Origin of the sequence: Brakhagea slesvicensis, from assembly GCF_052161625.1 — a bacterium.
Taxonomy (GTDB): domain Bacteria; phylum Planctomycetota; class Planctomycetia; order Pirellulales; family Pirellulaceae; genus JBKCUI01.
Genome location: NZ_CP197412.1, coordinates 4,318,358 through 4,332,860, shown reverse-complemented (window position 1 = coordinate 4,332,860; position 14,503 = coordinate 4,318,358). Strand labels below are relative to the sequence as shown.

The following is a 14,503-nucleotide window of genomic DNA, read 5'->3' as shown; positions in this document are numbered from 1 at the left end:
GAGCGAGGTCAGAAACCTCGATTCGATGAGGACAGAGTGCTCGTTACGGATTGGGCGTAGCGACAGGCATGGGAATCAGACTAACGCCTGGCTCCACCACTTCGCCTTCGTGAAGCATCTCTTCTTCCAAAACAGGTTCGCCGAGTGTATTGTCGGGGCGAACCATATTCGTAATGCCATCCGGGACAGCTTGTTGTGGAATGGGGTACATTCCTTGGTACGACGGATCGAGCAAGCCGTGTTGAGCGTACTGCTGTTGGATCGACAAAGAAGTTTGAATCTGAGAGTAGTTGCCGATGCCGTCTTCCTCTGCAGCCCGGGCCCCGTGAGGAAATCCGGAGAACCAGGCGGAGACCTTCGCTTGTCCTTCGCAGGACTGATATCGCCAACCCCAATACTCGCGAGGTGCGAACGTTGGCACGCAGCCGGTTCCACCATCCGCGATGTCCATGTAGCCAGCGCGAAATCCTCGAGCGAAATCTTTGATGTACTTTTGATTGGCAAAGCAGTCTTTCCGAGCGTGCCAAGCGCGTCTCGCCATGACTGCATTGCGATCTCTCAGCATCTTTTCATTCCAACCGGCGTTGTACGTCCATGTGTTTTGGAGTCCGGTGAATGCGGAACAGCCGCCGAAAGGTAATACGACGGCGCCCAGTAGTATTGCGACGACCAAGCGACGTCGTGAGCGTATTTTGGAGACATTGCTAATGGCTACAGCAAGCTCCTGGAATTTTACCGACATTCGGATGCCCCCTATTCGAATCTATCCATGGGGTGGGAACGTGCTGCGGACACGCAGACCCAGGAAGCCCCATTGCTGGAAAGTATCGGTATCGGAGGTGGCAGAGTTTAATCTATGTAACGACCGCATCAACATTGGCGAATTTGTCACGAAAACCGGAACGCTCTCCTGTATCGATCGTGCCGCATGCTCAAGAATCAATCCCGTGAGACTTACCTGTTTTTACAAAAGCCTCCATTTTTGCCCTTCTTGGAGATTAGGCTAAAGATGCTTCGATGCCTCGAGAAAGACGGAGAATGATGGACAGCGACCCCCAGCCTAACGAAGATGTGAAGTCGGAACACGAATCAGGCCGCACATCGCGTTCGAGACGGAGTTCTTCCTCTTCTAGCCGAAACATGCAGCGTTCCCGCGCTGACAAAGGGCGTGGACGCTCGAGCCGAAGCGCGTCGAAATCGCGGGAGAGGAAAGATGACTGGTTGACGACGCTCGTCGCTTGGCCAATTCGCATCGGCTGTATCGCCATGCTCCTTGGCTCCCCTTGGTTTTACGGCTCTGCTCCTTGGACGAGCCAGTATTTTTTGAACTGGGGGTTATTCGCGGGCGCGATTGCCGCCCTGCTGTATGTCTTGGTCGCGGCCATCCGTTCCAGCGAACTTCCAGGGCTCCCGGCGGCGTCATGGTTTTTGCTTGCACTGTTCGCCATCGCAGCCTACCAGACATCGACTCAATACGATTTGCTTGAATCCCCCAACGCACCACCTAGTGTGCAAGTGCAGCGTTGGGCACTGGGGATCTCGTCTGCGCCACCTCCAATCGACGGTTATACAATTCAACCTGATTCCTTTGTCGCAAATCAAATCCCGTGCGATCTACAAAAGGTTGCCTCGTCCCCTTTGACCCGCAGTATCGAGCCCCTTCACTCTCGCGGCGCGATGGTGTCACTTCTGTTATGCGCACTACTTTGCTGGTGCGGAGCCGCAGTGTTTAGTTCCCGACAGGGGCAATTCTGGTTGTTCCTTACCATCACGATCACCGGAGTTGCCGTCGCCGCTTTTGGAATCCAAGGAGCCTTGTCCTACAAGGAAACCAATATTTTGGGTCTCCGGACGGGAGGTTCGTTCGCTTCGTTTCAGTCGAAGAACTCCGCGGGTGGCTTTCTGAACATTGCATTGGCTGGCGCGATCGGTCTGTTTGCGTGGACGCTCATCCATCTCAAACGGAAAAAGATGGATGTCCGCTACCGCGTATCGGAAGAGAACACCTTTATGAAGCTGAAAGGTGCAGTGGAGGATTTTTTTGCCGACCTCAATACGGCCCAAATCGCTTCCCTTCTTTGTTTGATTTTGATTGTCGTCGCGCTTCTGATGAGTCTTTGCCGAGGTGCGGTGGTCGCGGCCGTCGTTGCGGTCATTGGCGCTGCGATGATAGCGCACTACAAGAGTCGAGGGCGAGGGGGAGCAATCGTATCGACGCTCTTGATCTTTGTCTCTGTGGGAGGCATGGTGGCATTGCAGGTCGATGAAGACGTGTATGGCCGCCTGCAGAGCTTGGCCGAATTCGATCTCGAGGAAGATGCGATCAATGGCCGAACCTACATTTGGGGGGTCGCATGGAAAGCGATGCTGTTCTACGGATGGCTTGGTAGCGGGCTCGGTACGTTCCACTTCGCATACCTTCCTTTTCAGGACCCCTCGTCACCGGGTTGGTTCTACCACCCTGAAAGTCTGTTCTTTCAGTGCGCGGTCGACCTCGGGTGGTTCGGTCTCCTCCTGATGATTCTGGGAATCTTGGCGTCGTTCCTATCCATCCAGCGCCGAGTACCCGGCGATGTCTGGAAGTATGGATTCCCCATGAAACTGGCAGGAGGCTATCTGCTGATCAGCCAATGCGCTCATTCCGCAGTGGACTTTGCAATGATCGTCCCCGCCCTCTTCCTCCCAACGTCGATCCTGTTTGGAGCGGCCGGCGCTTCGCTGCGCCGCGCCTGCGCGATGTCCAGCAAATACGCCGACAAACGAGGGAAGCTCGAATCGATGGCGAAACCTATCGCGAAGCCTCGACCGTGGGGAGCCATGGTGTCGATTTCCGGACTAGCCCTTCTTTCGGGTGCAATGGCTTGGCGAGTAGAACCAGACTTGGCGAATCTGGCCGCAAGTGAATCGATGGAGTGGTGGGTGAAAAGTGAATCCCGCAAACCGATTGAAGAGCAATCTCCGGATCGATTCCGAAAACTGCTTTCGCAGTGGAAGTTAGGGGCCGATGCGTTGAAGGAGAATCCGCTTGCGCTCCGTTTGCTTGCCGACGCCTGTTTGTATGACTTTCAACGAAACCAGATGAATAAAGCCCCTGGCAATGTGAACTGGCAACAAGTGTGGCATACGACTGATCCACTTTTGCTTCAAATCGGCTTGGACCGATCCACATCAGACAAGGCTCAAGAGATCCTCGTCGAGCAAGCGGGCGGGAAACCTGCCGTGGAAGGGCTTGAGCAAGCGTCTGTGTTTTATGCGAGAAGTCAATGGATGGCCCCCCTCGATTGGCGAGCCTGTTGGGGACGCTGCCTAGCAACGCTTCAATGCTCTCGCAACGAGATGTCGCGTCTGATCTCCCCGGTGGATATGCTCGGACGGCATGTGCCTAAACAGATGATCAACTCGGCGCTACTATTTCGACAACAGCTCACTGATGAGCAGTTGGACACGATTTGGAAGCAATCCATGCGCACCAAACCCAGTTCCTCCATTGCCACAGCGCGCAATTTGCTGGTGGAACGAGAGCCCGAAAACATCGATATTTCGATCTTCCCCCCTCGCAGCGATATTCTCCAGTCGCTAGCGCGGTCCGTCTTCACCAAAGAGAAATTCCCGGATTTGAATCGGCAACTTTGGGAATTAGCGATCGAAAAGTTCGATGGGTCCCAGTTGCCGATCGGTAAAAGGGAGTTGTGGTTGGCCGATGCCTCGAGAGCCCTTGGCAATCTGGATCAAGAAATCGAGCATCTCAAGGGGGCGCGTCGCTTTATGCCCACCGATGTGGCCGTCGGACTGCGGCTCGCCAACTGCTACCTTGAGAACCAGGATCTATTGGGGGCCGAATCGGTGGCCGAAGAGTTGCTTCGACTAGCCCCCAGCGATCCCATGGTCCAATCGTTTCGCAACAGATTGCGAGCCAATCGACTCCGTTAGGGCCGGGAAATTAAGCCTATGGGAACCGCGGGAATTCACCTATACTTTTCCCGTACCGCGATGCTTGCTCCAAGCCGCAAATCGTTCCTTTTGCTGACGTTATGACCTCCCAGCCCATCCTGAATATCGCAGAAGCTCATTCTCCCTTCGTCTTTGGAATCGATGTTGGTGGGACAGGAATCAAAATCGGGCTAGTGGACGATCATGGCAATACGGTTGGCTTTCGTGCGATCCCTACCGAGGAGCCGCGCGGGCCCGCCGATGCTATGCGTCGCGTCGCTGCGACTTGCCACGAAATGCTTGCCGAACTGGGGTTGAGTCTTCGAGACGTCCGTCGCGCCGGTTTAGGAACACCTGGCAGTCAGGATATTCCCAAAGGGATGCTGATCGAGCCCCCAAATCACCCACATTGGCACCACTTTCCCATTGTCGCCTGTTTAGAAAAAGAAATCGGGTTACCGGTTTCATTTGCAAACGATGCCAATGCAGCCGCTTTTGGGGAGTTCTGGGTCGGGACCGGTCGGGTGTACCGCAGCATGGTCATGTTGACCTTGGGGACTGGCGTTGGAGGCGGCGTGATCGTCGACGATCGATTGGTAGTCGGACAGAACAGCTTCGGCGGCGAATGCGGACATTTGATTGTTGACTCCTCGCCCGAGGCACGGTTGTGCGTGTGGGGGGGAGGACGAGGGCATCTGGAGGCTTATGCGAGCGCCAGCGCTGTCGCCGCTCGAGCCCAGGAGAAGCTTGCTGCAGGTGCAGCTAGCTCTCTTCAGTCGCTCCAACAACCCGTTACCGCAAAACGTGTCTACGAAGCGGCTCTGCAGAAAGATTCGTTCAGCTTGGAATTGATCGATGAAACAGCAGAGTACTTGGGAATCGGAATTGCGACGCTGGTTCACATCCTCGATCCTGGACTGGTTGTTTTAGGTGGAGCAATGGACTTTGGGGGAAATGATTGCCCTATCGGACAACGTTTCCTAACGGAGACGATTCGTTCGTTCCACCAAAGGAGCTTTGAATATGTGGCACAAGGGACTCGGGTCGAGTTCGCATCCTTGGGCGGTGACGCCGGATACCTTGGTGCTGCAGGGATCGCGCGAGTCGATCACTCGTCAAACGAAAAAGAGAGCGAATGACCGATGCCTCTGGCGTTGGGAAAATGGCTCCAAGTCGATCGCCTCGGAATAAACTTAAACAAAAAGATATCAATAGGTCGCATCCATGAGTTCAGTCAAAGCAGGCCTCAAGCAAGGCGAGATCCCTTTAGCAAATATCCGAAACTTTTGCATCATCGCGCACATCGACCATGGCAAGAGCACCTTGGCAGACCGTCTCCTCGAAAGAACCGGAACCGTTGAAATCCGGAAAATGAAGGAGCAACTCCTCGACGCGATGGACCTGGAACGCGAACGCGGGATCACCATCAAAGCCAAGGCGGTCTCGCTGAACTACAAGTACAAAGGTGAGACCTACGAACTGAACTTGATCGATACCCCGGGTCACGTCGACTTTCAATACGAAGTCTCCCGCTCTTTAAGCTGTTGCGAAGGGGCTTTGCTCTTGGTGGATTCCTTTCAAGGAGTCGAAGCACAAACGGTCGCAAATGCTTATTCCGCGATGGACCACGATTTGAAGATCATTCCCGTGATCAACAAAGTGGACTTGGTCCACGCACGTATCGATGAAGTCACCACGGAGATGGAGCATGTCCTCGGGATCGACCCGACAGAGATCGTCAAATGCTCTGGCAAATCTGGAATCGGAATCGACGAATTACTCGCTGCCATCGTAGAACGCATCCCTGCACCGAACGGAGATATAGAGGCTTCATTCAGAGCGATGGTGTTCGATTCCCACTACGACGACTATCGGGGCGCAATTACTTACGTCCGGTTGATGGAAGGGGAGATCAAACGAGGCGATAAAGTTCGCTTCTTGGGCGTCGGTGCCAACTACGAAGTCCTTGAAATCGGCCAGTTCGTTCCCGAACGCAGAGCCTGCGACAAACTGCGAGCCGGTGAAGTGGGTTACTTGATCTGCAACATCAAATCCCTCAAAGACGTCCGCATCGGGGATACCGTCGCGTTGGCCAACGACGTCAACGCAAAACCTCTCGAAGGATACCAGCCCCCCAAACGGATGGTCTACTGCGGCCTCTATCCGAGCGATGGACAAGAATTCACCGAGCTTCGCGATGCGTTGGAAAAGCTGGCGATCAACGACCCATCGTTTGAATTCGCCCCTGAGACCAGCGAAGCCCTGGGATTCGGTTTCCGATGTGGGTTCCTCGGACTCCTTCATATGGAAATCATCCAACAGCGATTAGAAAACGAATGCAACCTGGACTTGGTCCAAACCGCCCCCAACGTGACTTATGAAATCATCACGCGCAATGGGGAAAAACTCGAGATCCATCGCCCTCAAGAGGTTCCCGACTCCGGAGACATTGAAGAGTTTCGACAGCCGATCGTTCGCGTAAACTTTGTCCTACCGCAAGAGTACATCGGTATTGTGATGAAGCTCTGCCAAGACCGTCGCGGCATATTGAAAGGGAACGAGTATCTATCCGCCACGCGATCTCTCGTCACTTATGATTTGCCTCTCGCGGAAGTCATCTACGACTTGCACGACAAACTCAAAAGTGCAACGCGTGGTTACGGAACGATGGACTATGAAATCATCGGATATGAGCAAGCCGACTTGGTTCGAATGGACATCCTGGTCAATGGCAAGCGAGTGGATGCTTTGAGCGTGATCTGCGATCGACGCGATTCGGACCGTCGAGGCCGTGCCGTTGTTAAAAAACTTAAAGAGGAAATTGACCGCCACATGTTCGAAGTCGCTGTGCAAGCGGCAATCGGCGCCCGAGTGATCGCACGCGAAACCGTCCCAGCCATGCGCAAAAATGTGACGGCCAAATGCTACGGTGGTGACATCACTCGGAAACGCAAACTGTGGGCCAAACAACGTGAAGGTAAGAAGCGCATGAAATCGATCGGCTCGGTCGATATCCCACAGAAAGCGTTCATGGCAGTGCTCGATACGGGTGCTGATAACAAGTAACTACGAATCGCTCCGCCTGTACTCGTCGTTTTGTCACTTTTGTCGTACCTCCAGGTTCGAAGCATTATGCCAGGATTGTTTGCCCCGTTCTCTCTCAAAGATGTAACCCTCCTCAACCGTATCGCTGTTTCTCCGATGTGCCAATACATGTCGGAAGAGGGGATTGCCAACGATTGGCACCGTGTCCATTACACTTCGTTGGCCCGTGGCGGAGCCGGATTGGTTGTCCTCGAAGCGACCGCGGTTTCACCGGAAGGTCGAATCAGCTGGGGCGATGCGGGACTCTGGAACGACGAACAAGCCGCTGCACTGGAGCCGATCGTTCACTCGATCAAGCACTGGAAAGCCGTTCCTGGAATTCAGATTGCCCACGCAGGACGCAAGGCCTCTGCGAATCGGCCTTGGGAAGGTGACGATCACATCCCCGAAGGTCAACCGAACTCTTGGACACCGATCGCTCCTTCCGCGATCCCCTTCGGCGCGAATCTCTCGCGCGTGCCTCAAGAAATGACACTGGATGAAATTCGTCGCGTTCAAAACTGTACCGTTCAAGCGGCCGAACGAGCGCGAGACGCGGGTTTTGAGTGGCTTCAACTCCACTTCGCGCACGGCTACCTTGCACAGAATTTCTGGTCGAAGTATTCCAATGCTCGGACGGATCTCTACGGCGGCAATGCCGAAAACCGCGGTCGTTATCTTATCGAAACATTGAGCGCGGTGCGACAAGTTTGGCCAGAACGCTTTCCACTCACGGCCCGATTTAGCGTCGTGGAATTCGATGGCAACGACGAAGAACGACTTGCCGAGTCGATCGATTTGTTGAAAAAGATGAAAGCCGAAGGGCTCGACTCGGTCGATGTTTCCATCGGCTTCAACACACCGACAGCTCAGATTCCCTGGGGGCCCAATCTTCTCGAAGAAATAGCAGCTAGGGTTCTTCAAGAAACAGGATTACCTGGCACGACCAGCTGGTTCATCGACGGTCCGAAAAGCGCCGATCGAATGATCCGAGAAGGAAAAATCGATTTCGCATCCATCGGCCGACCTTTGCTGGCAGATCCGCATTGGCCTTACCAAGCCGCCAAGGCACTAGGGGTCGCCGACGCGGCTTGGCAGACGCTGCCCGCCCCGTATGCGCATTGGCTAGCCCGATACCGCTAATCCTGTCGCTCCCCTCCCTGCGGCTTGCCATTCGCTCTTCGGAACCGGAGTTTGGGTCAAGGGGCTCCTTCGAGCAGAATCAGCCGAGAGATTGACGGACACGCCAGTAAAGGTTGGTGAACTGGCGGAGGCGCTTCGAGACATCTTTGTTTTGATCCTTATCAACGTCGAAACACGTCGTATCTACCTCCGATCCGATCTCCCAACATGGTCGCCTTTGTTGAACGATTCGTTCAAACGAGCCCTGTGCACATATAGCGATTGTTAATCGCGGAACTGGAGAGCACAGAGCCAGAACTATCGAGGATGGTTGGCTGGCCGTAGGCCGTGTAGGCGTAGCGTTCGGCTACGGAGCCCGAAGAAGTCGTTACTGCCGTGATTGAAAATTGCTGGTTGCTTTGGTAGCGCCAAGTCGCAGTGGTGGCTTCATCAGGGGACTGACCAACGCTGGCGTCGATGGAATGCACATGGAAGCACGGCCAAGCAGGAGTAGTCGCTTCGGTGCAACCGAAGGTTGCATTTGGTTCTCCCGTGCGGGGGCGCGCGGAGCGGAACTCTGGAGCTGTTTTAAACATGGCGTTTTGGGGGTGCATAACCGCTATTGTAACCAATACCAACGCCGCTTGCAGCGATCTCGAACCGAGGATTTCATCCTCGATAATTCTGGCCCCCTTCGCCCCCGGCTTTGCGGGGGAGAAGGGCTGGGGTTGAGGGGGAGAATGTGCAATGTCATATGCCTGGTTCGCTAGTCTGAATCGGGTAATACCCTACTCCAGTCTCGTGCTTCAAGCTTCGGGCGCATACCCACAGAGATCACATCTACTTCGCCCCGTTTTGTTTCGTCCCTACCGGGACTAAGAGCGCTATGCGATCGAGCGAAAGGCGAAGGCACCTTTTTTAGTCGATTCGTTGATCCAATCGTAAGAGCCGATTCATGAACTGCTTGCGCATTCCTACGTGTACGCCTATCGGCTGACTGTTAAGCGATGAGGGCCGACATACGGTCCACTCTCAACTGCTCGTCAACAATTCGTTTACCAGTCAGTCGCAGGCGTACACGCGCCACCGAAGGTGGAGTCTACGCACGGATCTTCACTTGCTATTATAAATCTAGTTCCATGCCCACGGTGCATCTTCTTGCTCGCAAGCGGCTCGCTGGCCGCCAGCTTGCGGCCCCTCGAGCGATAGACTCGCAGGGAATTACCCCCACAAAAAACACATAGAGAAAATGCCGGGAAAACCAACTTCGGTCATCCCAGTGCCCCCACATCGGCGGATCCGTTTAATGAGTTGGCTTCGTTCTTAGTGGTCTAGGTTCATCGATGGCACGAAGTGGACCTCAGAGAAACTCTCGCCGCACCATCAACTCGCCTAATAGCGCCGAGTTCTCGAACGCATTTTTCCAGAATGTTCTGCAGCGTCGAAGGGCCGCGCTTACCACTGCTTTGGTACCACTGCTTTCGTGCAGTGGAATCTCAAGAATCGCAGGGTTTTTCCGTTTCTTCGCATCTTCGCGAATCTGACCTTCCAAGTCGATGAATGCACAATCGGTGGGCGGGTAGAGTCGATTGCGCAAGCTCCAGGAGGTGCTCGTGGTGCGTGAAGAAAATGACTTGCGTCCGCTCCGATAGGGCTGCCAATTGTTCTAATGTCGCAGCGCTCCGGTCGTCATCAAAGTGAACGAGAATATCATCCACAATGAACGGGATGGGTTCGTGATGCAACAACCAATTTTCTAGACATGCAAGCCGGAGAGCGAGGTATAGCTGATCGCAAGTCCCATCGCTCATCTGATGCACCTGCCGTTCTTCACCCTCCCCATTGCGTACTCCTACCATGACCGCTTTGCCGGTTTCATCCCAATCCACCCGGAGACCACGGTAGGCGCCGAGCGTCATCTTCGCAAACGCATCCCCCGCTGCTTGGAGCACCGGTCCTTGATTCTTCTCTCGGAATCGCTCCATACCCGTGGTCAAGACGTGAGAACAAATGCGAAGCACCATCAATTCGCGAAACTGCTCTTCGATGGTTGCTGCCAACGATTCGCAATCCGCAGCGGCATCGAGTACGTCTTCCTGACGGAGCAATTGATCTAAGGCATTGTTTTCGCGATGGAATTCATCGACTGACTTCTCCTTCTCCGTTTCGAGAATGGCGATTTCCGATACAAGCTGCTGGATGCGGGGTTCGATTCCATCTTTCTCTCCATCGGCGAGCTTGACTTCAGATAAGAATTCCGAAAAGTCACTGAGTCCACACTCGGCCCGAAGGCTCTCCTCCAGCGTCTGCAATCTCTCCTGCAAGACCCGCTTTCCATGGGATCGCTCGGCAGCGTGCAAGAGTTCGTCTGGTGTGGACACATTCGCTTCCTTCAGCATGCGGCCGATAGTCGATTGCGTCACATCGTGGGTAGCGCGCAGCTCGACTAGGTCATGTTGGATACGAGAGTGTTCATTCATCAGGCGACGACGTTCCTCGACTTCGTTACTCGCCTTTTGAATCTTCTGCGCGAGCATCCGTACCTGCACATCTTCCGTCTCCCCCATCCCCTCCGTCGCAATCCTCTCGACACAAGCATGAAGCGATTTGAGAAAAGCGTTCGAGTCTCGCTCGATTCCAATGATTCGTTTCTGATAATCGGCACGCTGCGTCTCGTGATCACGAATCTTCTCCAGCGTGTGGAGTACCTGCGATGCCTCCAAGGGTGATGCATTGGCAGGGAGCATCAATCTCTTCATCTCATCGCCCCAATCGCGCATCCACTGATCGAGCGTCGCCTGGCAATCCTGGACGTCGACCTTGGCTTTTTCCAAGTCCAACCTTCCTCGGATCAATATTGCTTCGCACTGCGCTCGATCGCGCTCGATTTGCTTGGCTCGCTCATCGACCTTCGTCGCATAATCCGTAAGAGCGAGAAGACCAGTCGGTAACTCCTCCGTTCCCCCTTCCACTGCGAGACGGAGAACCGCGATTAATTCGTCGGTAACCTTTCGACTTCGCAGCTCTAGCTCTTGCAGGGCACGTTGCTTTTGTTCGACCGTCAACTGTGCTCGACGAAGCTCGTCGACTTGGTCAAGCCATACCTTGGCTGCTCGGGGAATTCGGCAAGGAATTCCGATCGCGTCCCATACTTGCATCCATCGTCTATTCCAATTCTCACGCTCAGCCACAGCGCGTGCCATCCAAGTACGCTGTTGATGGATCTTCACATCGATCCCTTGCTTTTCGACGTGCAGCTGCGTTTTGGCTGCAACTCGGTCGGCATCGTTGCGGAGGGCATCCGAGACATCGTCCGCTCTGTGCATTGCAGATTCGAACGCTTCGTCGAGAGAGCCTTGGACCGCCGACGTTGGAAGAAACTCCACTGGCTCCACAAGCGGAGAGGAATCGTTTCGCCTTTCCTTTTTAATGATCCTCCACCCCTCATCTCGATCTTCTCGCACCTTCTTCAAATCGTCTAACGTGAGCACAATCTCGCCCGCTTCGAGCAACGCCAGCTTCTGATCTGTATTCGCCTTGGCTTGCTCCAAATCACGGATCGTCAAATCGATTCTTTTGATGTCCTCCGCAATCGCTCTCTCTTCGTCTTCAAATTGCTCCACGACGGATCGGGAGGGAAGGTCCACGGAAAGGAGTTCGTGCAATTTCAATTTTGGAGCATCGATTGCTGAGTAAATCGACTCCAAGTTGCTGCGAAGAAGGTTCAGTTCGCTTTGTCGCTGCGTCCATTCCTCTTCTAAATCCCCTTCGCGCGAGATCTTGCGAAGGACCGCATGAAGCGAGGGAGCATGCGGAGCGACAGTCAGTTGCGAAATCTGTAGCTCGGCAGCTTGAATATCCAAGCTCAGTTTCTTGAGTCCATTTTGCGTGGCGCGAAGCCGTTCCTCGTGCCCTTCCTTTTTGTTCCCCAACTCTTGAATGCGAGTCTGTCGGGAAAGGAGTCCACGCAGCGTCTCCATATCAACCGGCTCAACCGGTCGACCGATCTCGCGTTGCAGTTGCCGAATCTTGTGTTCGTGGTCGTCCCGATAGGAAATCAAACGAGGGAGCTGGCTTTGCGCATTCAGATGCACTCCTAGCTCTTTCTTGAGATCCTCGACTTGATTTTGTTCGAGCAAGAGATCGTTTTGATTGGGGAGTGCATCGAGTTGTTCCTCGATTTCCGAAAGCCTCTCTTGCAAGTGAAAGATTCGTGTCTCGTTTTGCTTCCAGTCGAGGAGAAGCTTCTGAGCTCGTTTTCCAAACTCCTGGTCGACGAGCGGGATATCCAATTCGGATGCTAGTTTTTCGGTTGTATCGTTCCATGCGGCGACCAAGGGAATCGAGCGAAGAATCCTCTTCCAGCGAAGAATCTCCGCCTGTTTGCGTTGAATCTCCTGGCTGGTTTCTTCGCGTCGGCGTTCCGCGCTGGACATCATCGCGCGATGATTTTCCCAAATCTCAGAGGATACGAAAGAACGCTTCCGCTTTTCGCGCGCCCCATCATAAGCCTTGATTGCTGCCCCCAACGTTCCGCCTGGCCCATGCGGTTTGAACAAAGATTGCAACTCTTCCGAGAGCCCGGATTGAACCGACCTTAACTCGGAAAGTCCTGCAGCGCTCGCGAAGAGAGCCTCGCCGATCTCTCCCCCGCCCGCCACTAGGTCCTGGCCTCCTTTCCGCAAGGATTCATGGTTGATACCAAACATGGTGGCAAAGGCCGTGCGATCGACATCTCCGAGGTACTTGCGAAGTATTTCATCGGACACAGGCGACGTATCCGATTCGTCTCGGAGCGTGTTCTGATTCCCCTTTCTCCGAACTAATCGCTGCACCGTACCATCGGAGTGGCCAACCGTACCGCCGACCCTTAGGTTTTTATAGGGGTGCAGAAAGTCATCGGACGTTCTCGATGGAAATCCATAAAAGAAGTCGGTAATGGCGCGGAGCGCGGAGCTTTTGCCGGCTTCGTTCGGACCGAATACCAAATGGAGCCCGTGATTCCCGTTTGAAAAATCAAGCGAGACTTGAGTGAAGGGACCGACAGCCAGCAAATCCAGTTGCAGGAGCTTCATGCCGTCCCCTCTTTTCCTTGCAATCGTTCCATAAGGCGCGAACGGGCTTCTGAGACGACATCTGCCACCCACTGACTTTGTTCGATGGGCAGCGAGTCCCGCAGTTCAGCAGGAAGTCTCTTGAGACAGTCTTCTCCTAATTCCTTTGCCAGAGCCCCTTGGGTCGCCAAAGTCTCAAACAGTTCCTCGAGTTCTTGGCGAGCGTCGTCGCTCAGCTTGGTTCGTTCCGCAGGATCTCGCAGCGGCGTTGTGTTCAGCATCACTTTTTCGATCCAAACGGAATCGATGCCGACCTGCAGTCCCAACGAACGGATCTCGCCGATCCATTTGGTCCGATGGGCGAGCAGGGATTCGTGCAACGGAGTCCTCCCGATCATTTCCACCCGAATCGCAAGCGTCATACCTGGATGGAGGCGCATTGTTTGCTCGAGCGCGACGCGAATCCGATGCAGCAGATCGGACTCCGTTTCCACTCCGGTCGCATCGACCCTCACCAACTCCCAACGCAGTACATCCACCGCTTGAAACTCCACTTTGGCAATGCGTTCGTGCTCAACGGTAACGAGGAAGGCCCCTTTCGGTCCAGTCTCTCGAATATGCCGGCCCTGGATGTTGCCTGAGAAAGCGATGGTGGGTGATTCACAAAGTATTTCACGCTGATGAACGTGCCCCAAAGCCCAGTAATCGTACCCACTCCGTTTCAAGGCATCGATCGAGCAAGGCGCGTAACGTTCGTGGCCTTCGCGTCCTGCCGCGCAGGTGTGGAGCAAACCGATGTTCAAGTACCCTGGACGCGGAGGAGGGTAGGCCGCCGATAGATCTTCCGTCACCGAGGGAGTGGCAAAACTCTGACCATGGATCGCGACCTGAAGGGACTCGATCGTCTCGGTGTGCGCAGCATCGCTTCGGAAAACAACGACATTGGAGGGTAAATTTAGCGATTTGGTCATCCGGTTGGCCGCATCGTGATTTCCCGCGATGAGGTAAAGCGGAATCCCTTCCCGATGAAGCCGACTGACCTGCGAAACAAAAAACAGCCCCGTATTGATATGCTTCCAGTCGCCATCGTAGAGGTCTCCTGCAATTAGTACAAAGGCGACGCGTTGTTCGATAGCCAGGTCGACGAGTCGCGTAAGGGCTTTACGAGCCGCATCACGAATTTCGTCAACGGGAGCTCCCTCGTACTTCTCCAATCCCTTGAGGGGGCTATCGAGATGGATATCTGCTGCATGCAGGAATTTGAACATGGTCCTCCTAGGGATGATTCAGTGAGTACGGCGACAAAAGGCATG

General features: G+C 54.3%; 8 protein-coding genes. 4 read left to right on the top strand and 4 right to left on the bottom strand.

Annotation, left to right across the window (positions count from 1 at the left end):
• Nucleotides 1-43: 43 nt before the first annotated feature.
• Nucleotides 44-742 carry a hypothetical protein gene (locus tag SH467x_RS16390; protein ID WP_482368182.1) on the bottom strand — a complete coding sequence of 233 codons (699 nt, stop codon included), beginning with the start codon at nt 740-742 and terminating at the stop codon, nt 44-46.
• Nucleotides 743-1,140: 398 nt separating this feature from the next.
• Here SH467x_RS16390 and SH467x_RS16385 point away from each other — a divergent pair, with 398 nt between their 5' ends.
• The 4 genes from SH467x_RS16385 (at nt 1,141) to SH467x_RS16370 (ending at nt 8,157) form a co-directional block, all read left to right on the top strand.
• Complete coding sequence (locus SH467x_RS16385) at nt 1,141-3,930, top strand: O-antigen ligase family protein (RefSeq protein WP_482368181.1); 2,790 nt, start codon at nt 1,141-1,143, stop codon at nt 3,928-3,930.
• Between the two features lie 101 nt (nt 3,931-4,031).
• Complete coding sequence (locus SH467x_RS16380; protein ID WP_482368180.1) at nt 4,032-5,069, top strand: ROK family protein; 1,038 nt, start codon at nt 4,032-4,034, stop codon at nt 5,067-5,069.
• Nucleotides 5,070-5,154: 85 nt separating this feature from the next.
• Nucleotides 5,155-6,996, top strand: coding sequence for a translation elongation factor 4 (lepA, locus tag SH467x_RS16375; RefSeq protein WP_482368179.1), 1,842 nt, complete (start codon nt 5,155-5,157; stop codon nt 6,994-6,996).
• Nucleotides 6,997-7,062: 66 nt separating this feature from the next.
• Nucleotides 7,063-8,157 carry an NADH:flavin oxidoreductase/NADH oxidase gene (locus SH467x_RS16370; protein WP_482368178.1) on the top strand — a complete coding sequence of 365 codons (1,095 nt, stop codon included), beginning with the start codon at nt 7,063-7,065 and terminating at the stop codon, nt 8,155-8,157.
• Nucleotides 8,158-8,390: 233 nt separating this feature from the next.
• Here SH467x_RS16370 and SH467x_RS16365 read toward each other — a convergent pair whose 3' ends face one another.
• The 3 genes from SH467x_RS16365 to SH467x_RS16355 form a co-directional block, all read right to left on the bottom strand.
• Nucleotides 8,391-8,732, bottom strand: coding sequence for a hypothetical protein (locus SH467x_RS16365; RefSeq protein ID WP_482368177.1), 342 nt, complete (start codon nt 8,730-8,732; stop codon nt 8,391-8,393).
• 900 nt (nt 8,733-9,632) lie between these two features.
• Nucleotides 9,633-13,211, bottom strand: a complete 3,579-nt coding sequence (locus tag SH467x_RS16360) for an ATP-binding protein (protein WP_482368176.1) — start codon at nt 13,209-13,211, stop codon at nt 9,633-9,635.
• Entirely contained in the window at nt 13,208-14,458 is a 1,251-nt protein-coding gene (locus tag SH467x_RS16355) for a metallophosphoesterase family protein (RefSeq protein WP_482368175.1), read from the bottom strand. Before SH467x_RS16355 ends, SH467x_RS16360 begins: the two co-directional genes overlap by 4 nt.
• Nucleotides 14,459-14,503 lie beyond the last annotated feature (45 nt).